Genomic DNA, 21,172 nt, shown 5'->3' with positions numbered 1-21,172 from the left:
CCGGGGGCTTTCCTCGTTCTCAGTCGCGCGGGTCCCAGCCGTCGGTGTCGACGTCCAGGTCGAGCCCGTCGGCGATGTTCTCCCAGCCGACGAACTTGAAGTTCGTGTTCTCCCGGTCGGGCACGGCCGGCGTGTTGGCGCCGTCGTGCGTGATGAACAGGCCCTCCTCGAAGTCGCCCAGCGGGACGTTCAGCACGGTCGAGCCGTCGCTGTGCTCGACGCCGTCGACGCCGTCGTGCGACCCGACGCGGAACTGCCCGAGATAGGTGTTGGCGCCTTCCTTGCGGTAGGCGGCGAAGGTGTTGTCACCCTGGCTGGAGGCCAGGAGGTAGCCTTTCTGGCCGTCCCGGTAGTAGATCGTGAGGCCCTCGGCGTCGGCCGCCAGGTGCCGACCGCCGTAGCCGGGGTCCGCACCGGGGACGCACTCATCGGCCACCGGATCATAGGTGGCGGGCACGCCGTACTCGCGGACCTTGTCCAGGAGCACCGGCGTCCCGGTGAGGTCGGCCCGCATCCGCCAGATGCCGACGTCCTCCTGGGCCGCGTAGAGCACGTCGGTCTGCTGGTCCACGACCATGCCCTCGACCTGCGGCTGCCTGCCCGGCTCGTCGCAGGGGGTCCAGCTCTGCCCGTTGGGCAGGGTGAAGGACGCGGGCAGGTCCAGCGTCCTGACGAGCTGGTATCCGACCTTGCCGCCCGGCTTGGGGAGGAGCTTGACCAGGCCGACCGAGGACCTGTGCCGGCGGCTGACCAGCGCGTAGGTGCCGGTGGAGTCCTTCCAGGTGGTCAGGCCGTAGGCCGTCTCCGCGTCGTTGACCTGCTGCTGGGTGGTGTTGAACACGAACGGCGCCGCCGGGTCGGTCACGTCGGTCAGCTGCCCCTGGGCGACGGCGTAGATCCGGAGCTGGTCGCGGCCGCGGTCGGAGACGACCGCCAGGTCCCGCCCGCCGAAGCCGTAGGTGACGTCGACGTTGTTGAAGCGCCCGGTCTCGTCGTCGGGTCCCGGCGCCGAGGGCGCGGGGAGATGCTGGAGCTGCTCGCCGTCGAGGTCGTAGACGTAGAGACCTCCCTCCTTGGCCGTCGTGATCACCAGGCTCCTGTCGGACCTGGACGGGTGGACCCAGATGGCCGGGTCGTCACCGTTGGCGTTGCCGCCCGCCTCGTCGTCGAACAGGGCGGGGGTCTCCAGCTCCGGGTCCGCCGACGGGATGCTCTGCCCTGTGGCCGGCACCGATAGTGCTCCTACCAGCGAGAACGTAAGGACTGCCAGGGAAAGCCTGGACAGGGGACGCATCGCGCCTCCTCGTTGGGGGGTTGGTGTCGCACAAGAACGTAACTACGAATTTACGACAAAGCAATAGGACATCCTTATGTCATGACATATTAAGATTGCGAGCATGGGATCATCCGATGCCTGAGAGCACAGGGAAGGGCACCGGGAGAGCACGGGGAAGGGATACCGCCCGGCCCGGAACGGCCCGCTGAAAACGACAGGCCCGGGCCCCGGCGTGGAACGCCGTGGACCCGGGCCGAGGCCGGTCCGGCATCAGGAACGCCGCACCAGCGGCGCCGGTCGCGTGACAGGGCCAGCCGCGCCGTCAGGCGGCGGTAGTCACATGACGAGATCCGCCACGTCGGTGGGCAGGCCGGCCACGTGACAGGACCAGCCACGCCGCCGCACCGGCGGCGCCGGTCAGGTGGCGAGATCCGCCACGCCGTCGGGCAGGCCGGCCAGGCGACCGATGGCCAGTCCGGCCTGGCGGGCCCGGGTGACCAGGGCGTGCTCGCTGCCGGCGGGACCGTTGGCCAGCACGGCGTAGCCGATCCGGCCGCCGGGGCCGATCATCACCCCGACGTCGGCCCGCACACCGGTGTCGGTGCCGGTCTTGTTGGCCACCCAGACCGTCCCGGCGGGGACGGCCCCGGGGATCCGCCGGTCCTCCGGCTCGTGCGGCAGCAGGGCGGGGACCAGGCTCCGGTCGGTGTTGTGCGCCATCCAGCCCAGCAGCAGCCGGGTCCACTCCTGCCTGCCGTCGAGCCCGGCCGCGAACCGCGCCAGCTCCCCCGCCGTGCCGACGGCGAAGGTGGGCGGATGGGAGGGCAGGCGCGGCTCGCGGATCCGGTCGAGGATCCGCGTCCGCGCGAAGCCGAGCCCGGCGGCGCCCTCGGCCACCCGGTCCAGGCCGAGCCGGCGCAGCAGCGCGTTGGTCGCGGTGTTGTCGCTGACCGACGCGGTGAGCACGGCGAGGTCCCCGACGGTCCAGCGGCGGGCGGACAGGACGCCGAGCAGGCCGGAGCCGCCGCAGCGGTCGTCCTCCTGGATCTCCACGACCTCGGCGGGGTCGAGCTCCCCCGCGGCGAGCGCCCGGGCCACCACGGCCAGCAGCAGCAGCTTGCCGGTGCTCGCCAGGGTCAGCTCGGTGTCCTCGTCGAGGGAGATCAGTCCCGGCACCGACACGGCCACCGTGCAGGCGCCGCCCTCGCACGCCGCGTCGAGCTCTGTCATCGTCCCATCCTTCCGGAACCCGTCATCCTTGCAGAGGCCGCGGCCGCGGGCGGCGCGAGGTCCCCTCTCACGTGGCCAGCACCGCCCCGGGCCGGACGCCGGTCTCGGCCCCGTCCCTGATCACCGTCTCACCGGCGACGATCACCCGGTGGATCCCCGCCGGGGGGACCAGCGGGTCGGCGAAAGTGGCGCCGTCGGCGATCGAGCCGGGGTCGAAGACGACCAGGTCGGCGTGGGCGCCGTCCTTGATCACACCGCGTCCCGCCAGCCCGAACCTGGCCGCGGCCATGCCCGTCATCTTGTGCACCGCCGTCTCCAGGCTCAGCAGCCCCAGCTCCCGGACGTAGCGGCCGAGCACGCGCGGGAACGTGCCCGCCCAGCGGGGGTGCGGCCGGCCGCCGGGTTTGGGCACGCCGTCGGAGCCGATCATCGAGTACGGCGCGGCCAGCACCCGCCGCACGTCGTCCTCGATCATGGAATGGCTGATGATCGTGACCTCGCCCTGCTCGGCGACGAGCAGGGCGGCGGCCAGGTCGAGGGGGTCCTGGCCGCGGGCGGCGGCCAGCTCGGCGACCGTGTGGCCCTCCGTCTCGGGGTGGCGTGGCGCGCAGGCGATCGAGATGCGGTCCCAGCCGCCGTTGCCGACGGTGTTCTCCCAGCCGGGGACGCCCTCGGTGATGGCCCGCCGCATCAGGTCGCGCTGGCCGGGGTCGGCCAGCCGCGCCGTCAGCGCGGAGATGCCGCCGTCGGAGGCCCAGGGCGGGAGCATCGCGCCCAGCGCCGTGCTCCCCGCGGTGTAGGGGTAGACGTCGCACGTCACGTCCATGCCCTCGGCGCGCAGGGCGGCGATCCTGGGCAGGGTGCGCCGGGTGCGTCCCCAGGCGTACTTGCCGGCCGTCTTGTGGTGGGAGACGTGCAGCGGGGCGCCGCTCCTGCGGGCGATCTCGACGGCCTCCTCCAGCGCCTCCTCCACGCGCGACATCTCGTCGCGGAGGTGGGTGACGTACGGCTTGCCGTACCGGGCGGCGACGGCCGCCAGCGCGACGACCTCGTCGGTGCTCGCGTAGGTGCCGGGAGTGTAGATGAGCCCGGTGGAGAGCCCCGCCGCGCCCTGCGACAGCGCCCGGTCGAGCAGCGCGCACATGGTCTCCAGCTCACCGGGGGTGGCGGCCCGGTCGACGGGGCCGATCACTCCGGCGCGGAGCGTGCCGTGCCCGACCAGGGAGGCGAGGTGGTTGGCGCGGGGCACGGCGGCGTGGGCGGCGGCGAACTCGGCGAAGCCCTCGTGCATCCCGACGTCGCCGCCGAAGTAGACCCGGCTCTCCGCGCGCATGGCGGCCAGCCGTTCCGGCAGCGCGGGAAAGAGGCTGGAGCCGCAGTTGCCGCAGATCTCCGTGGTGACCCCCTGCAGGACGGCGGCCCGGACCATGTCGCCGCCCAGCTCCCCGTCGATCAGGGTGACGCCGTCGGAGTGGGTGTGCACGTCGATGAACCCGGGGGCGAGGACCAGGCCGGACAGGTCCGCGCTCTCGCGCGCGGTGGCGGGGGCCCCCGGCGGCAGCAGGGTGAGGCGGCCGGCGGCCACCCCGACGTCGGCGTGCCGGGAGGCATCCGGTCCGGCCGTGCCGTCGACCACCAGGCCGCCCCGGAGCAGCAGGTCGAAGTGGGTCACAGCACCTGCCCGAGGAAGGCGCGGAAGCGCTCGTGGCGCGGGTTGGCGAGCACGTCGCGGGGGTGTCCCTGCTCGACGATCACCCCGCCGTCGATGAAGATCAGGTTGTCGCCGACCTCGCGTGCGAAGCCCATCTCGTGGGTCACCACCATCATCGTCATGCCGCTGGCGGCCAGGTCCCGCATGACCGCGAGCACCTCCTGGACCAGCTCGGGGTCGAGTGCGCTGGTCGGCTCGTCGAAGAGCATCAGCTTGGGGTCCATGGCCAGGCTGCGGGCGATCGCCACGCGCTGCTGCTGGCCTCCGGAGAGCTGGGCGGGGTAGTGGTCCGCCCGGCCGGCGAGGTCCACCCGCTCCAGCAGTTCCAGCGCCTTCCTCCTGGCGTCGGCCTTGGCGGCTCCCTTGACGACCACCGGGCCCTCCATGACGTTCTCCAGCGCCGTGCGGTGCGGGAACAGGTGGAAGCGCTGGAAGACCATGCCGATCTCCTGCCGCTGGCGGCAGAGCTGGGCGGGGCGCAGGTGGTGGAGCCGGTCGCCCTGCTCGGCGTAGCCGATCAGGTCGCCGTCCACCCAGATGCGGCCGGAGTCGATGGTCTCCAGCCGGTTGACGCAGCGCAGCAGCGTCGACTTGCCGGACCCGGACGGGCCGACGACGCAGACGACACCGCCCTCGGGCACGTCCAGGCTGATGCCCTTGAGCACCTCGACGGAGCCGAAGCACTTGCGCACCGAGCGGATCTTCACCATGGGCTCGCCCTTCATGCGTTCCCCCTGCCGAACGGCCGCAGGTTGCGGCGGACCCTGGTCCGCAGCGCGTGGTGACCGCGCTCGAACCGTTTCTCGACGAAGTGCTGGCCGACGCTCGCGATGGTGGTCAGCACGATGTACCAGATGGAGGCCACGATGAGCATCGCGATCACCTCGAAGTTGCCGAGGTAGATGCGCTGGGAGACGGTCAGCAGCTCGGCGCCGGCGATGACCGAGACCATCGAGGTGGTCTTGAGCATCGAGATGAACTGGTTGCCGGTGGGCGGGATGATCACCCGCATCGCCTGCGGGAGCACCACCCGGCGGAGCACCTGCCGGTGCGACATGCCGAGCGCCTCGGCCGCCTCGCGCTGGCCGGGGTCCACCGAGCGGATGCCCGCCCGGACGATCTCGGCCATGTAGGCGCCCTCGTTGATCGCCAGGCCGAGCAGGGCCGCGGTGAAGGGCGTGATCAGCTCGTTGGCCTGCCACTCGACCAGCTTGGGGCCGTCGAAGGGCACGCCGATGCCGAAGGAGGGGAAGACCAGCCCGATGTTGAACCAGAAGATGAGCTGGACCAGCAGCGGGGTGCCGCGGAAGAACCAGGTGTAGAGGCCGGAGGCGCCGCGCAGCACGGGGCTGCCGGACAGTTGCATCACCGCGGCGAGGATCCCCAGCGCCAGGCCGATCACCATTGACAGCACGGTGAGCTGGACCGTGACCCACAGGCCGCCGAGGACCCTGCCGTCCATCAGGTACTCGGCGATGACGTCCCAGTGCAGGTTCTCGTTGACGATGATCGTGTAGGCCAGCCAGACCAGGGCGGACGCGGCGACCACCGCGGCGATCCACCGGCCGGGCCGCGGCGGGCGGACCGCGTCGATCGGCAGGTGCGCGGCCTCGGCGATCTGGGGGGTCTTGGTCACTTCCATGGCTTGGTGTTGACCATCACCTCGGGTACGGCGTTGCTCGCGACGCCGTACTTGTCCAGAACCGCCTTGTAGCCGCCGTCGGCCGTCAGCTCCTGCATGGCCTTGGCGACGGCGTCGCGCAGCGCGGTGTTGCGGCGGTCGACGGCGATGCCCCAGGGGCCGGCGTCGTACTGCTCGGGCAGCACGTCGTACTTGCCGGTGTCCTTGGCGTACATCGCCGCGACGGGCGAGTCGACGATGGTCGCGGCCGCGCGGCCGGAGTCGATGCTGAGCAGGCCGGTCGGCGCGTCCTCACTCTGCATGATCTGCATCTTCTTGGCGCACTTCTCGTCCTGCCGCTGCCCGATGGCGAGGTTCGAGCTGCCCTTGGCCAGCACGACGGTGCGGCCGCACAGGTCCTCAAGGGTCTTGATGCCCTCGGGGTTGCCCTTCTTGACCATGATGGCCCCGCCGGCGTTGAAGTAGTCGACGAAGTCGACGGCCGCCCGGCGCTCCTCGGTGTCGCTCATCGAGGACATCACCACGTCCCACCGGCCCGCCTGCAGACCCGGGATGAGGCCGTCGAAGGCCGCGTTGGTCACCGTCGCCTCCAGGCCGAGCTTGGCCGCGATCGCGGCGGCCAGGTCCGGGTCGACACCGGTGAGCTCCTGGGTGCCCGGCTTGTACATCTCCATCGGCGGGTAGCCCTCGGAGGTCGCCATCCGGAGCTTGCCCGTCTTGCGCACGGCCTCGGGCACCAGGTCTTTCGCGGTCTTGCCCGCCGCCGAGGCGGCGCCCGCGCCGGCGTCGGTCCCCGACGACGAGCGCCCGCAGCCACCGGCGAACGCCGATACGGCCAGCGCGACAGCGATAACCGAATACAGGCGCTTTGTCATAGAACCTCCCGGTTTGCGAATTGATGAGCTCATGCTGTCGGCGGGAGGTAACAGCCCCAACGCAGATGAATGCTTGCGAGCCTCAGCATCGAAACCTTCGACGCTGGGACCGGACAAAAGCCATGAAGCCCTAACTTCGACCGCATGAGCTTGGTCATCGAGAACGGCTGGCCGCGCACCGCGGCATGGACCGGCGGGGAACTGCGCATCGGCGGGATCGGCGTGCGGGAGCTCGCCGCCGAATTCGGCACGCCCGCCTACGTCCTCGACGAGGAGGAGTTCCAGGGCCGCTGCGCGGAGTGGCGGGACGCGCTGCCCGACGGCGAGGTGCACTACGGCGGCAAGGCGTTCCTCTGCCCCGAGGTGGTGCGCTGGCTGGACGCGGCCGGGCTCTGCCTCGACGTGTGCACCGGGGGTGAGCTGGCCGTGGCCGTGGCCGGCGGCATGGACCCCTCACGGGTGGTCTTCCACGGCAACAACAAGTCGGTCGCCGAGCTGCGCCGCGCCGTCGCCTGGGGCGTCGGCTGCGTGGTCGTGGACTCCTTCGCCGAGATCGAGCGCCTGGCCGCGCTGGCCGGCGCGGCGGGGGTCCGGCAGCGCGTGATGATCCGGGTCACCCCCGGGGTGGAGGCCCACACCCACGAGTTCATCGCCACCGGGGGCGACGACTCGAAGTTCGGGTTCTCGCTCAGCGCGGGCCTGGCGGCCGAGGCGGTCCGCCGGGTGCTGGCCGCCCCCTCACTGGAGCTGACCGGGCTGCACTCCCACATCGGCTCGCAGATCACCGATCTGGGCGGCTTCACCCTGGCCGCCCGCCGGATGGCCGATTTCCTGCTGGCCGCCGAGCGCGAGCACGGCGTGACGATCCCCAAGCTCGACCTCGGCGGCGGCCTGGGCATCGTCTACCGGCCCGGCGACCCGGTGCCGCCGCGCCCGGCCGAGGTGGTCGCGGCCCTGCGCGCGACCGTCCCGGACCACCTGCGGCTCGCCGTGGAGCCGGGCCGCTCGATCGCCGGGCCCACCGCCGTCGCCCTCTACGAGGTGGGCACGGTCAAGGAGATCCCCGGCGTCAACACCTACGTCAGCGTGGACGGCGGGATGAGCGACAACCCCCGCCCCGCCATGTACGGCGCCGCCTACACCGCGCTCCTGGCCTCCCGCTCCTCCGACGCCCCGCTCCGCGAGGTCACCGTGGTCGGCCGGCACTGCGAGAGCGGCGACGTGCTCGTCCGCGACCTGCCGCTGCCCGCCGACGTACGGCCCGGCGACCTGCTGGCGGTCCCCGCCTCGGGGGCCTACCAGCGGTCGATGGCCAGCAACTACAACCACGTGACGCGCCCCCCGGTGGTCGCCGTCCGCGAGGGGACGGCCCGGGTGATCGTGCGCCGGGAGACCGAGGAGGACCTGCTCCGCCTCTACGTCTGAGCGGCGTCCCGATCCCCGCCCCGCGCCCGGCCACTGCGGGGCGCGGGGCCGGTCCGGCTCCGGAGGGCCGACCTGGCCCCGTAATGGTCGGACCGAAAACGGCCGGCCCAGAAATAACCGGCCCAGAAATGGCGGGCCGGAACGTCCGGACCGGAAATGGCCGGGCCGAAACCACCCGGCCGGTGGCCGTTCTCACCCCCGGAGGCCGGCGAGGCGGATCGCACCGCCCCACCAGGACACCCGCCGCGCTGGATCACACGTCACACAAGGTCACATAACGCTCGGAATCACGCGCCGCGCAGGGACGCGCGCCGTACCAGGCCGCACGCCCTGCCAGGTCACACGCCGTACTCGGCGACGAGCACCGCGCGGGCCAGGGCGTGGTGGTTGACCGTCCCGCCGAAGACGGCGGCCGTCTGGTCGGGGGTGACCTCGATGCTCTCGACACCGAGGGCGTGGACGGCGAAGACGTAGCGGTGCGGCGGGCCCGGGGGCGGCGCGGCCCCGCCGAAGTCGAAGGCGCCGTAGTCGTTGCGGCCGTGGACGGCCCCCTTGGGCAGACCCTCCATCGCACCGCTCCCGGCACCGCGCGGCAGCTCGGTCACCTCGGCGGGGATGTCGACCAGCAGCCAGTGCCACCAGCCGCTGCCGGTGGGCGCGTCGGGGTCGAAGCAGGTCACCGCGTAGCTTCTCGTCCCCTCCGGGGCACCCGACCAGCGCAGGTGCGGGGAGAGGTTGCCGGACTCGTAGACGTGCGCGTCGGGCAGGACGCCCCCGTCCGCGAGGTCGTCGCTGACGACCGTGAACGCCGGGACCCGGCGCAGGTATTCATAGGGCAGCGGTGCGCGCTCGGCCATTGTTCCCCGTTTCCCCAGTCCCCGTTTTACACCGGAAGCACCCGGCAGCAGGGGATCTTGGCCCCTTTTTCCCACTCTGTCAAGGGTTGACACTTCCGTAGTCCTTGACGGCATACTCCGCTTTTAGATCACCAATTCACTAATACGATGCTTTCGGCCGCCTCCGGTTACCACGCAGCGACCCTGCGTTCCGGTTGACTAAATGGTTCAAAAAGCCGCATCCGAAACACGGAGTCTGTATGAACGATCCGTTCGAGGACGGAAACGGCCGTTACCTCGTCCTGACGAACACCACGGGACAGCACTCTCTCTGGCCCGTGTCCATCGACGTTCCCCCTGGCTGGGACGTCGTGCACGGGGATGACACCCGCCAGGGGTGTCTGGACTTCATCGATGCGGGCTGGACCGACATGCGTCCCCGCAGCCTCTCCACCTTCTGAACGGCTGCCAAGCTCCGCACTTGCCGGCCGCCTCCATCGCGAGTCGCGTTCACAGCATGCCGTCATTCCGCGTGGTTGACCGGCATCACCGTCATCGATTCCGTCTGCCGTGCCACCGTGCCATGAAGCTCTGGAGATACCGTGAACCCGCTCCCCTTCCGAAACGACCTGGTGGAGGCCTTCGAGGCACGGGTGGCGGCGGCTCCGGAGGCCGAGGCGGTGGTCTGCGGCGCGGTCCGCCTTTCGGCGGCGGAGCTGAACGCGCGGGCCAACGCGCTGGCCCGGCGGCTGAGCGCCGCCGGGGTCGGACCCGAGTCGGCGGTCGTGGTGCTGATGGAACGCTCGGCCGAGACGGTGGTGACGCTGCTGGCGGTGGTCAAGGCCGGCGGCACCTACGTGCCCCTCCACCCCGGCCTGCCGATGGCACGGATGCGCTGGATCACCGAGCAGACCCGCGCCCGGGTCCTGGTGACCGACGCGACCTACGCCGGACACGACCTCACCGCGCACCTGCCCACCCTGACGGCCGACGCCGGGGCGCAGGCCCCGGATGACGCCGACGGGAACCTGGGCCTGGAGATCGGCCCGGACCGGCTGGCGTATGTGATGTTCACCTCCGGGTCGACCGGGGTGCCCAAGGGGGTGGCGGTCACCCACCGCAACGTCACCGCGCTGACGGCTGACCGGCGCTGGCGCGACCACCACCGCGTGCTGTCGCACTCGCCGTACGCCTTCGACGCCTCCACCTATGAGCTGTGGGTGCCGCTGCTCAACGGCGGGACCGTGGTCGTGGCCCCGCCCGGCCCGGTGGACGCCTCGGTGCTGCGCCGGGCCCTGGAGGAGGAACAGGTCAGCGCGGTGTTCCTGACCACCGGCCTGTTCAACGTACTGGCCCAGGACGCGCCCGCCGTGCTCGCGCGGGTCCCGCACCTGTGGACCGGCGGCGAGGCCGCCTCCCCCGCCGCGGTGGAGCGGGTCCTCGACGCCGGCGGCGCCGTCCGCAACGCCTACGGGCCCACCGAGACCACGACGTTCGCGCTGTCGCACCACGTGGCCGGCCCCTTCACCGGCGCCGTCCCCATCGGCGGCCCGCTGGAGGCGGTCCGCGCCCACGTCCTGGACGAGACGCTGCGGCCGGCCGAGGAGGGCGAGCTGTATCTCGCGGGCGAGCACCTGGCCCGCGGCTACCTCGGCCGCCCGGACCTCACGGCCGAGCGCTTCGTCGCCGACCCGTACGGCGAGCCCGGATCACGCATGTACCGCACCGGCGACCTGGTACGGCGCCGCGACGACGGGACCTGGGAGTTCGTCGGCCGGGCCGACGGCCAGGTGAAGATCCGCGGTTTCCGCATCGAGCTCGGCGAGATCGAGGCCGTCCTGGCCCGCCACCCCGCCGTGGCCCAGGCCGTCACCCTCGCCAGACGGGACCAACCGGGCGACAGCCGCCTGGTCGCCTATCTCGTCCCGCAGGACCCGCCGGGCACCGCCGGCTCCGGCGAGCCGGCCGGGCGGGTCCGCCGGTACGCCGAGGAGACGCTGCCGGCCTACATGGTCCCCTCCTCCTTCGTCGTCCTGGACGCGCTGCCGCTCAACCACAACGGCAAGGTCGACCGGCGGGCGCTGCCCGCGCCCGAGACGGCGACCTCCGGCGCGGCGCCGCGCACCCCGGTGGAGGAGATCCTCTGCGGGCTGTTCACGCAGGTGCTGGGCACGCCGGGGATCGGGGTCGACGACGACTTCTTCGCCCTGGGCGGGCATTCGCTGCTGGCCATGCGGGTGGTGACCGGGATCAGGTCGGCACTCTCCGTCGAGCTGCAGGTGAGGGCGGTCTTCGAGGAGCCCACCGTCGCCGGGCTCGCGGCCCTGGTCGAGCGGGCGCGGACCGGCGGCACCGGCGGGGTCAGGCCGCCGCTGGTCCGCGCGGAGTCCTCCGAGCCGCCCTCCCCCTCCTTCGCCCAGCACCGGCTCTGGATCGTCGACCAGCTCGCGGAGCCGGGCGGGCTCTACACCGTCCCGCTGGTCCTGCGGCTGTCCGGGCGGCTGGACAGGCCGGCGCTGGCGGCCGCGCTCGGGGACGTGGCGTGGCGGCACGAGACGCTGCGCACCGTCTTCCCCGCCCAGGACGGCCGGCCCCGGCAGCGGGTGCTGGAGACCGTACCCGAGCTGACGGTGGTGGAGACCGACGAGGCGGGGCTCGGCGCGGCGGTGGAGGAGGCGGTGCTGCGCCCCTTCGACCTCTCGGCCGAGCCGCCGGTGCGGGCGCTGCTGTTCGCGCTGCGGCCCGGCGCCCCCGGCGAGCCGGGCGAGCACGTGCTGGCCCTGCTGTTCCACCACATCGCCATGGACGGCTGGTCGCTGGCCCCGCTCAGGCGTGACCTGGCCCTGGCCTACGCGGCCCGCACGCGCGGTGCGGCCCCCGACTGGGAACCGCTGCCCGTGCGCTACTCCGACTACGCGCTGTGGCAGCGCGAGCTGCTCGGCGACCCGGCCGACCCGGACAGTCTCGTGAGCGCGCAGACCGCCTACTGGCGCGCGGCCCTGGCGGGGGCGCCCGAGGAGCTGGCGCTGCCCGTCGACAGGCCCCGGACGCCGGCGTCCGGACACCGGGGCGGCTCGGTGCCCCTGCGGCTCTCGCCCGAGCTGCACGGGCGACTGCTCGCGCTGGCCAGGGCCAACCAGGCCACGCTGTTCATGGTCGTGCAGGCCGCGCTGGCGGCGCTGCTGACCCGGCTGGGAGCCGGCACCGACGTGCCGATCGGCGTGCCCGCGGCCGGCCGTACCGACGGGGCGCTGGACGAGCTGGTGGGCTTCTTCGCCAACACCCTGGTGCTGCGCACCGACACCTCGGGCGACCCGGGCTTCCGCGAGCTGCTGGCCCGGGTCAAGGAGACGGACCTGGCGGCGTACGCGCACCAGGACGTGCCGTTCGAGCAGGTGGTGGAGGCGGTCAACCCGCCGAGGATCCCCGGCTGCCCTCCGCTCTTCCAGGTGATGCTCGGCCTGGACAACACCCCGGGCGACGAGGCCGGGCTGCCGGGCCTGACGGCGGTGCCCGACCCGGCCTACTCGCTGTACGGCTTCGGCGGCGCGAAGTGCGACCTCGCGTTCGGCCTCAGCGAGAACGTCTCCGCCGGCGCCGTCCCCGGAGGTGTCGAAGGAGTGGTGCAGTACGCCCGCGACCTGTTCGACCCCGGCACGGTGGAGTCGATCACCGCGCGGCTGGTACGGCTGCTGGAGGCGGTGGCCGCGGATCCGGACGTCCGCGTGAGCGAGGTGGAGCTGCTCGCGCCGGAGGAGCGCTACACCCTGCTGGAGAAATGGAACGACACCGCGGCCCGGATCCCCGGGGGCGACCTGGCCCGGCTGTTCCAGGCGCGGGTGGCGGCGGCTCCGGAGGCCGAGGCGGTGGTCTGCGGCGCGGTCCGCCTTTCGGCGGCGGAGCTGAACGCGCGGGCCAACGCGCTGGCCCGGCGGCTGAGCGCCGCCGGGGTCGGACCCGAGTCGGCGGTCGTGGTGCTGATGGAACGCTCGGCCGAGACGGTGGTGACGCTGCTGGCGGTGGTCAAGGCCGGCGGCACCTACGTGCCCCTCCACCCCGGCCTGCCGATGGCACGGATGCGCTGGATCACCGAGCAGACCCGCGCCCGGGTCCTGGTGACCGACGCGACCTACGCCGGACACGACCTCACCGCGCACCTGCCGGCCGTCCAGGTGGGGCCGGAGAGCGACCCGGTGGACCCGGACCTGGAGATCGCCCCCGACCGGCTGGCGTATGTGATGTTCACCTCCGGGTCGACCGGGGTGCCCAAGGGGGTGGCGGTCACCCACCGCAACGTCGCCGCCTTCGCCGCCGACCGCCTCTGGCACGGCCCCGGGCACCGCAGGGTCCTGTTCCACACGGCGTCCTCCTTCGACGTCTCCATGTACGAGCTGTGGGTGCCGCTGCTCAACGGCGGGACCGTGGTCGTGGCCCCGCCCGGCCCGGTGGACGCCTCGGTGCTGCGCCGGGCCCTGGAGGAGGAACAGGTCAGCGCGGTGTTCCTGACCACCGGCCTGTTCAACGTGCTGGCCGAGGAGTCGCCGGCCGTGCTCGCGCGGGTCCCGGAGCTGTGGATCGCCGGTGAGGCCGCGTCCCCGCCGGCGGTGGAGCGCGTCCTGCTGGCCGGCGGCGAGGTCCGCAACGGCTACGGCCCCACCGAGACCACGATCTACGTCACCGCCCACCACGTGACCGCCCCCGCCGCCGTCGTCCCGATCGGCCGTCCGCTCGACAACACGCGCGCCTACGTCCTGGACGGCAGGCTCCGCCCGGTGCCCGCCGGCGTGCCGGGCGAGCTGTACATCGCGGGCGAGCACCTGGCCCGCGGCTACCTCGGCCGCCCGGACCTCACGGCCGAGCGCTTCGTCGCCGACCCGTACGGCGAGCCCGGGACGCGCATGTACCGCACCGGCGACCTCGTCCGCCGGCTGCCCGACGGTCTCCTCGACTACCTGGGCCGCGTCGACGACCAGGTCAAGATCCGCGGCATCCGCATCGAGCTCGGCGAGATCGAGACCGTCCTGGCCCGCCACCCCGCCGTGGCCCAGGCCGTGACCCTGGTGCGGGAGGACCAGCCGGGTGACAGGCGTCTGGTCGCCTACGTGGTCCCGCACCGGCCGCCGGCCGCTCCCTCCCCCGCCGCGGACGCGGAGCTCACCGGGCAGGTGCGGCGCTTCGCCGAGGAGACGCTGCCCGCCTACATGGTGCCTTCGGCCTTCGTCCTGCTGGACGGGCTGCCGCTCAACCACAACGGCAAGATCGACCGGCGGGCGCTGCCCGCCCCCGCCTGGCAGGAGCCCGCCGCCGTGGCGCAGGAGCCCCGGACGGAGGCCGAGGTCCTGGTCACGGAGATCTGGACCGAGGTGCTCGGGGTGGAGCGGGTCGGCGTGCACGACGACTTCTTCGCGCTCGGCGGCAACTCGCTGCTGGCCATCAGGGTCGTCTCCAGGATCAGGGCCGCCGTGGACCTGGAGGTACCGGTCGACGCGGTCTTCACCAACCCCACGGTCGAGAGGCTGGCGGACGCCGTCGAGGCGCTGCTGATCGCGGACATCGAAGGACAGAGCCCGTAGCCCCGCAACGCCGTAGTCCCAGCAAGGAAGGGAAAAGCCTCGGATGACCGAGCAGCTGTCGGAGCGCGCCGTCGCCCTCTCAGCCGACAAACGCGCCCTCTTGTCGCAACGACTGCGCGGCCGGGCTGCGGGCACCACCGTCCGGCCACGCCCCCCGGGGACCGAGCCACCGCCCTCCAGCGGGCAGGAGCGGCTGTGGTTCATGGAGCAGCTCGCTCCGGGCAACACCGCCTACACGATCCCGCTGGCCATGCGCCTGACGGGTGAGCTGGACGCCGTGCTGCTCCAGGAGGCGCTGACGGCGCTGACCGCCAGGCACGAGGCCCTGCGGATGCGTTTGCCCACCACCCAGGACGGGCGGCCGCGGGTCGTCGTCGACGGGCCGGGGCCCACTGTGCTGAAGGTCGTCGAAGCGGACGGCGTGGAACGGGCGGCGGAGCTCGTCGGCGAGGAACTCCTGCGACCGTTCGACCTTGCGGCCGACGCGCCGCTGCGGGCGGTGCTGGTCCGTATCGGGCCGGACGACCACGTGCTCCTGCTCGCCGTCCACCACGCCGTCAGCGACGGCCGGTCGCTGGAGATCATGGCCGAGGAGCTGCTCAGGCTGTACGGCGGGCTCCGCGAGGGCGTGCCGGCGGAGCTGCCCGAGCCGCCCGTGCAGTTCGGCGACTTCGCCGTGTGGGAGCGGGAGCGGCTGGCCGGGCCGGCCGTCGAGCCCGACGTCGCCTTCTGGCGCGAGCAGCTGGCCGGGCTGCCCGACCTGGAGCTGCCCACCGACCGGCCGCGCCCGGCCGAACAGCGCTTCGACGGCGCGGTCCACGCCTTCACCTGGGACGCCGAGCTGACCGAGGCCGTGCGCGAGCTGGGCCGCTCGCACGGCGCCACGCTCTACATGACCCTGCTCGCGGCCTACCAGGCGGTGCTCGCCCGGCACGCGGACCAGGACGACTTCGCGGTGGGCTCGCCGGTGGCCGGACGGCCCTACCGCGAGCTGGAGGAGGTGGTCGGCTCCTTCGTCAACATGGTGACCCTGCGCAGCCGCACCGGCGACGACCCCACCGTCGCCGAGCACATGCTCCGTACCAGGGAGACGGTGCTCGGCGCGCTCGCGCACCAGGACTACCCGTTCCACCAGCTCGTCAACGACCTGCGCGTGGAGCGGGACCCCAGCCGCTCGGCGATCTTCCAGGCGACCTTCACGCTCACCGGCCAGGTGAGCCGGGACAGGGCCGTCGCCGGGCTGGACGTCGTCCCGTTCGACCCACCGCTCGCGATCACCCAGTTCGACCTGGCCCTCTACGTCACCGAGACCGACGAGGGCCTGAACGGCCTGTTCACCTACCGCAGCGACCTGTTCGAACCGGCCACCGTCGAGCGGATCGAGCGCTCGATGCGCCGCTTCCTGAAGGAGGCCGTCACCGGCCACGACCACCGCCTGTCGGAGGTGTCGCTGCTCGACGAGCAGGAACGCGAGAGGCTGCTCGGCGACTGGGCGGGCACCCGCATCTGGCGGCCCGCGCACCGCACACTCGGCGAGATGGCCGAGGCCCAGGCGGCGCGGACCCCCGACGCGCCCGCCCTCGTCGCCGGGGAGCGCTCACTCACCTTCGCCGAGCTGCACCGCCGGGCCAACCGGCTGGCCAGGCACCTGCGGAGCCTCGGGGTGGGGCCCGACGCCCGCGTCGCGATCTGCCTGGACGGGGCCGTGGACGCCGCCGTCGCGATCCTCGGGGTGCTCAAGGCGGGCGGCGCCTACCTGCCGCTCGACCCCGAGCAGCCGCGCGAGCGGCTGGAGTTCCTGCTGGCCGACTCGTCGGCCGTCGCGCTGGTCACCGATTCGGCGCTGCGCGAGCGGGCGGCCGGGTTCGCCGGCTCCGTCGTCGAGCTGGACCGGCCGTCCGGCGAGGGCGACGACAGCCCGCTGGAACCGCTCGCGGGCCCCGACGACCTCGCCTACGTGATCTACACCTCGGGCACCACGGGGCGGCCCAAGGGCGTCGGCGTCCAGCACCGGCACATCGTGTCCTACCTGGAGTACATCCGCGAGGATTACGACATCGTGCCCGGCGCCACCTTCGGCCTGCTCCAGTCGCTCGCCTTCGACTTCAGCATGCTGATGTTCTACCTGCCGCTCACCGGCGGCGGTACCCTCCACCAGCTCCCCCGCCGCGGCTCCGGACCGGAGCTGGCCGAGGCCGTGCGGGACCTCGACTATCTGAAGATGACGCCCTCCCACCTGGCCGCGCTGGGCGCGGAGGTGGAGCCCGGACGGCTGCTGCCGCGCCGCGCGCTGATCCTGGCGGGCGAGGCGTCGCCGACCGCCTGGGTCCGCGAGCTGGCCTCCCGCGCGGGCTGCGCGATCTTCAACAGCTACGGCCCCACCGAGACGGTCGTCGCGGTGACCACCGAGCGGGTGGACCCCGGGGCGCCGGCGGCCGGCACGGCCTGGCCCATCGGCCGCCCGCTCCCCGGCGCCCGCGTCTACGTGCTGGACCGGACGCTGCGCCTGGTCCCGCCGGGCGTCGCGGGCGAGCTCTACATCGGCGGCGACACCCTGGCCCGGGGCTACCTCGGCCGTCCGACCCTGACCGCCGAGCGTTTCGTCGCCGACCCGTACGGCGAGCCCGGGACGCGCATGTACCGCACCGGCGACCTGGTCCGCAGGCTCGACGACGGGCGCCTGGAATTCCTCGGCCGCACCGACCACCAGGTGAAGATCCGCGGTTACCGGGTGGAGCTCGGCGAGGTCGAGGCCGCGCTCGGCACGCTCCCCGGAGTCGTCCAGGGCGTGGTGGACCTGCGCGGCGACCGCCTCGTCGCGTGGCTGGAGAAGGAGCCGGGCGCGGTGGAGGCCCCGGTGGCCGAGCTCCGGGCGCACCTGCTCGAACGGCTCCCCGAGTACATGGTCCCGGGCCGGTTCGGCTGGCTCGACCGCTTCCCGCTCCAGGCCCACGGGAAGGTGGACCGCCGGGCGCTGCCGGACCCCGAGCCCGAGCGCCTGGACCAGCGGCCGGACCACACCGCCCCGGCCGACCCGACCGAGGAGGCCATCGCCGCCATCTGGGCGGCCGTCCTCGACCTGGAGACGGTCGGCACCGGCGACAACTTCTTCGACCTCGGCGGCCATTCGCTGCTCGCCACCCAGGTCGTGGCGCGGGTGCGCAAGACCTTCCCGGACAGCAGGCCGCCGATCGGCGTGCTGGAGATGTTCAAGCACCCCACGGTCGCCGAGCTGGCCGGGCTCGTCACCGAACGGCGGGGGGAGACGGCCGCGCCGCGCCGGATACTGGCCGAGCTGACCCGTCCCGTCGATCCGCGGGAACGCGCCGGCTCGGTCATCTGCGTGCCGTACGGCGGCGCCAACGCGGTCGTCTACCAGGCGCTCGCCGACGCGATGCCCGCCGGCTACTCCCTCTACGCGGTCGCCGCCCCCGGGCGCGAGCCGGGCGAGGAGGGGCAGCTGTCCTACGAGGAGGTGGCCAGGCGCTGCGTCGAGGAGATCACCGAGCACGTCCAGGGCCCGATCGTGGTCTACGGGCACTGCGCCCCGGGCAGCGCGCTGGCCGTGGAGCTGGCCCAGCGCATCGAGGCGTCGGGACGCGAGCTGGACGCCCTCTACCTGGGCGGCATCTTCCCCTTCGCCCGGCCCAAAGGCCGCTTCCTGGGCTCGCTCAGCAGGCTGGTCAACGACCGCCTGCACGGCACCCGCACGGTCGCGGCGGAGCTGCGCGCGCTCGGCGGCGACATGTCGGGGCTCGACGAGGAACAGGTCGCCTTCACCGTCGAGCTGATGCGCGAGGACGGCCGGATGGCCGAGGAGCACTTCACCAGGCTGCTGAGCACCGAACAGCCCCGGCTGAGGGCGCCGATCGTCTCGGTGGTCGGCGAGCGCGACCCGAGCACCGAGTTCTACCAGGAGCGCTTCAAGGAATGGTGCGTGCTGTCGGACTCCTCGTCGCTGGTCGTCATCGACGAGGCCGGGCACTTCTTCCCCAAGTACCGCGCCGACGAGCTCGCCCAGATCCTCACCGGCGTCCACACCGCCGACGCGGCCTGGCGGGAGGCGCACTCGCGCGAGGCGGGTGGCACCTGGTGGCTCCAGGACACCGTGGAGCGGCGGGCCGTACGGGAGGAGCGCGAGCCGAGCATGCGGCGGTTCCTGCCCGTCGCGCTGGGCCAGCTGGTCTCGCTCACCGGATCGGCCCTCACCGAGTTCGCGGTGCCGATCTGGATCTACACGGTCACCGGGTCGCTGGCCCACTTCGGGCTCATCGCGCTGCTCGCCCTGGTGCCGGGGATCGTCGTGGCCCCGCTGGCGGGCGCGGTGGTCGACCGCTACGACCGGCGGCGGGTGATGATCGCCGGTGACCTGGTGTCGGGCCTCTCGCAGGCGGTGATGCTCGCCCTGCTGCTGACCGGCCGGCTCACGGTCGCCCCGCTGTACGCGCTGATAGCCCTCGTCTCGGTCTCGGTGACCTTCCAGCGGCTCGCCTACCAGGCGTCGATCCCGCAGCTGGTGCCCAAGCGCTATCTCGGGCACGCCAACGGCATCGTGCAGCTGGCGATCGGCACCGCCCAGTTCCTGGTCCCGCTCATCGCGGTCGGGCTGCTGGCCGCGATCGGGCTGGAGGGCATCCTGACCATCCAGGTGGCGGCCTACGCCTTCGCCGTCGTCGTGGTCCTGCTCGTGAAGTTCCCCACCACGCTGGGGCTGCGCCGCCGCGAGCCGATCTCCGCCGAGATCGCGGGCGGTTTCCGGTTCTCGCTGGGGCACCGGGGCTTCCGCGCCATGCTGTTCTTCTTCGCCGGTGTGAACCTCTTCCTCGCGCCCATGTTCGTCATGGTCTCGCCGCTCGTGCTGTCCTTCGCCACGCTCCAGGCGGCCGGCGCGGTGGCGGTCGCGGCCGGCGCGGGCGCGGTCACCGGCGGCGTCGTCATGAGCCTGTGGGGCGGCCCGACCCACCGCCGGCTGCGCGGCGCGGTCGCCGCGACGATGCTGCTGGCGGTCGCCGGCGCGCTGACCGGGCTGCGGCCCAGCCTCTGGCTGATCGGCGCCGGCGCCTTCGGCATGTCCTTCGCGCTGGCGCTGATCAACGGCACGATCATGACGATCATCCAGGTGAAGGTGCCGCACCGCTTCCAGGGCCGCATCATCGCGGTCAACACCATGATCGCCGCGGCCACCGTGCCGATCGGCTTCGGCGTCATCGCCCCGTTCGCCGGCCCGCTCCTCGACCCGCTGATGGCCGCCGACGGCCCGCTCGCGAGCACCGTCGGCGCGCTCATCGGCACCGGGCCCGGGCGCGGGATCGGGCTGCTCTACCTGCTGTGCGGCCTCGGCATCACCCTGCTGGTGCTCGCCGGCACCCGGATCGCGGCCCTCGCGCGCTTCGACGACGAGGTGCCCGACGCCAAGCCCGACGACCTCATCGGCATCGAAGAGCTGGAAAGGACCCACGCATCGTGAACACCACCACCATCGCCTGGGAGGTCAGGGACGGCCGCCCCGCCGCGGCCGACGCCCACGGCTCGGACCTGGGCGAGACCTGCGAGTGGCTGCGCGGCAGCCGTGCGGCCATCCGCGCGGGACTGGACGAGCACGGCGCCCTCTACCTGCGGGGACTGCCGGTCAAGAGCGTGGAGGACTTCGCCGAGGTCCGCGACGCCCTGGTCTCCAAGCTCGCCGGATACGTCGAGAAGGCCACCCCGCGCAGCCACTTCGGCAAGGACGTCTACTCCTCCACCGACCTGCCGCCGTCCCAGGCGATCCGCCCGCACAACGAGAACAGCTACGCGCTCAACTTCCCCGGGCTGCTGATGTTCGGCTGCCTGGTCGCCCCCGACGAGGGGGGCGCGACCCCGGTGACCGACGTGCGCAAGGTGCTCAAGGGCATCCCGCAGCCGCTCGCCGACCGGTTCCGCGCGCACGGCTGGTCCCTGGTGCGCAACTACGGCGACCACATCAGCCTGGGCTGGCGCACCGCCTTCGGCACCGAGGACCGGGACGAGGTCGCCGCCTACTGCGCGGCCAACCACATCGCCCACGAGTGGGTGGGCGAGGACCGGCTGCGCACCGTGCAGCGCCGTTCGGCGACCATCCGCCACCCCGGGACCGGCGAGGAGGTCTGGTTCAACCACACGGTCTTCTGGAACGAGTGGGCGCTCGACCCGGAGGTCCGCGAGGTGTTCCTGGAGGATCTGGGACACGGCAACCTGCCCTTCAACACCGCCTACGGCGACGGCGAGCCGATCTCCAGGGAGGATGTGGAGACCATCGACGCGGCCTACCGCCAGGCGACGGTCAGGGAGACGTGGCGGCCGGGCGATCTCCTGATCGTCGACAACATCCTCGCCGCGCACGCCCGCGAGTCCTTCAAGGGGCCCCGCAAGATCGTGGTCACCATGGGCGACCCGGTCGCCCTGGACGACTGCGCCCCGACCGTCCAGCCGCAGGCCGGCTACGCCAGGGCCGCGGCCGGAGCCGGGGCCGGAGCCGGAGCCGGGGCGGCCGCCAAACCCGGCAAGGCCCGCCGCTGGTTCGGCCGCCGCTCCTGACCGGGCCGTGCGGGCCGGTCAGGCCGGACGGACCGGCCGCCGGGGCCGG

At 73.0% G+C, this 21,172-nt stretch carries 12 protein-coding genes; 5 read left to right on the top strand and 7 right to left on the bottom strand.

What is annotated here, in order from left to right:
* Nucleotides 1-19: 19 nt before the first annotated feature.
* The 6 genes from J2S55_RS35070 to J2S55_RS35045 form a co-directional block, all read right to left on the bottom strand.
* The gene (locus J2S55_RS35070; protein WP_306869796.1) at nucleotides 20-1,231 is read right to left on the bottom strand and encodes a phytase; all 1,212 of its coding nucleotides are present in this window, start codon (nucleotides 1,229-1,231) and stop codon (nucleotides 20-22) included.
* Nucleotides 1,232-1,693: 462 nt separating this feature from the next.
* Nucleotides 1,694-2,506: a serine hydrolase gene (locus J2S55_RS35065; RefSeq protein WP_306869794.1), complete on the bottom strand. Its 813-nt coding sequence runs from the start codon at nucleotides 2,504-2,506 to the stop codon at nucleotides 1,694-1,696.
* Nucleotides 2,507-2,573: 67 nt separating this feature from the next.
* Nucleotides 2,574-4,178, bottom strand: a complete 1,605-nt coding sequence (locus J2S55_RS35060) for an N-acyl-D-amino-acid deacylase family protein (protein ID WP_306869792.1) — start codon at nucleotides 4,176-4,178, stop codon at nucleotides 2,574-2,576.
* Nucleotides 4,175-4,942: an amino acid ABC transporter ATP-binding protein gene (locus J2S55_RS35055; RefSeq protein WP_306869789.1), complete on the bottom strand. Its 768-nt coding sequence runs from the start codon at nucleotides 4,940-4,942 to the stop codon at nucleotides 4,175-4,177. Before J2S55_RS35055 ends, J2S55_RS35060 begins: the two co-directional genes overlap by 4 nt.
* Complete coding sequence (locus J2S55_RS35050) at nucleotides 4,939-5,859, bottom strand: amino acid ABC transporter permease (RefSeq protein WP_306869787.1); 921 nt, start codon at nucleotides 5,857-5,859, stop codon at nucleotides 4,939-4,941. Before J2S55_RS35050 ends, J2S55_RS35055 begins: the two co-directional genes overlap by 4 nt.
* Complete coding sequence (locus J2S55_RS35045; protein ID WP_306869784.1) at nucleotides 5,850-6,734, bottom strand: ABC transporter substrate-binding protein; 885 nt, start codon at nucleotides 6,732-6,734, stop codon at nucleotides 5,850-5,852. Before J2S55_RS35045 ends, J2S55_RS35050 begins: the two co-directional genes overlap by 10 nt.
* Nucleotides 6,735-6,878: 144 nt before the next feature.
* On the opposite strand from J2S55_RS35045, the gene lysA reads away from it, so the two are divergent.
* Nucleotides 6,879-8,159, top strand: a complete 1,281-nt coding sequence (lysA, locus tag J2S55_RS35040; RefSeq protein ID WP_306869782.1) for a diaminopimelate decarboxylase — start codon at nucleotides 6,879-6,881, stop codon at nucleotides 8,157-8,159.
* 338 nt (nucleotides 8,160-8,497) lie between these two features.
* On the opposite strand, the gene J2S55_RS35035 is transcribed toward lysA, so the two are convergent.
* Complete coding sequence (locus J2S55_RS35035; RefSeq protein ID WP_306869780.1) at nucleotides 8,498-9,016, bottom strand: YbhB/YbcL family Raf kinase inhibitor-like protein; 519 nt, start codon at nucleotides 9,014-9,016, stop codon at nucleotides 8,498-8,500.
* 239 nt (nucleotides 9,017-9,255) lie between these two features.
* On the opposite strand from J2S55_RS35035, the gene J2S55_RS35030 reads away from it, so the two are divergent.
* From J2S55_RS35030 to J2S55_RS35015, 4 genes are all read left to right on the top strand, one after another.
* Nucleotides 9,256-9,456, top strand: a complete 201-nt coding sequence (locus J2S55_RS35030; protein WP_306869777.1) for an MbtH family protein — start codon at nucleotides 9,256-9,258, stop codon at nucleotides 9,454-9,456.
* A 141-nt stretch (nucleotides 9,457-9,597) separates the two neighbouring features.
* The gene (locus J2S55_RS35025) at nucleotides 9,598-14,568 is read left to right on the top strand and encodes a non-ribosomal peptide synthetase (protein ID WP_306869774.1); all 4,971 of its coding nucleotides are present in this window, start codon (nucleotides 9,598-9,600) and stop codon (nucleotides 14,566-14,568) included.
* Between the two features lie 43 nt (nucleotides 14,569-14,611).
* Nucleotides 14,612-20,035 (top strand): non-ribosomal peptide synthetase/MFS transporter, encoded by a 5,424-nt coding sequence (locus J2S55_RS35020; RefSeq protein ID WP_306869772.1) that lies wholly within the window; start codon nucleotides 14,612-14,614, stop codon nucleotides 20,033-20,035.
* Nucleotides 20,032-21,123, top strand: coding sequence for a TauD/TfdA family dioxygenase (locus J2S55_RS35015; protein WP_306869771.1), 1,092 nt, complete (start codon nucleotides 20,032-20,034; stop codon nucleotides 21,121-21,123). Before J2S55_RS35020 ends, J2S55_RS35015 begins: the two co-directional genes overlap by 4 nt.
* Nucleotides 21,124-21,172 lie beyond the last annotated feature (49 nt).

This window comes from Streptosporangium brasiliense (assembly GCF_030811595.1).
In the GTDB taxonomy this organism is placed as follows: Bacteria; Actinomycetota; Actinomycetes; order Streptosporangiales; family Streptosporangiaceae; genus Streptosporangium; species Streptosporangium brasiliense.
This window is presented reverse-complemented; position numbering and strand designations above follow the sequence as displayed.

Coding starts and splice junctions, on each gene's coding strand:
- J2S55_RS35065 (WP_306869794.1), bottom strand. CDS start 2,506: ATGACAGAGCTCGACGCGGCGTGCGAGGGCGGCGCCTGCACGGTGGCC.
- J2S55_RS35055 (WP_306869789.1), bottom strand. CDS start 4,942: ATGAAGGGCGAGCCCATGGTGAAGATCCGCTCGGTGCGCAAGTGCTTC.
- J2S55_RS35050 (WP_306869787.1), bottom strand. CDS start 5,859: ATGGAAGTGACCAAGACCCCCCAGATCGCCGAGGCCGCGCACCTGCCG.
- J2S55_RS35045 (WP_306869784.1), bottom strand. CDS start 6,734: ATGACAAAGCGCCTGTATTCGGTTATCGCTGTCGCGCTGGCCGTATCG.
- lysA (WP_306869782.1), top strand. CDS start 6,879: ATGAGCTTGGTCATCGAGAACGGCTGGCCGCGCACCGCGGCATGGACC.
- J2S55_RS35035 (WP_306869780.1), bottom strand. CDS start 9,016: ATGGCCGAGCGCGCACCGCTGCCCTATGAATACCTGCGCCGGGTCCCG.
- J2S55_RS35030 (WP_306869777.1), top strand. CDS start 9,256: ATGAACGATCCGTTCGAGGACGGAAACGGCCGTTACCTCGTCCTGACG.
- J2S55_RS35020 (WP_306869772.1), top strand. CDS start 14,612: ATGACCGAGCAGCTGTCGGAGCGCGCCGTCGCCCTCTCAGCCGACAAA.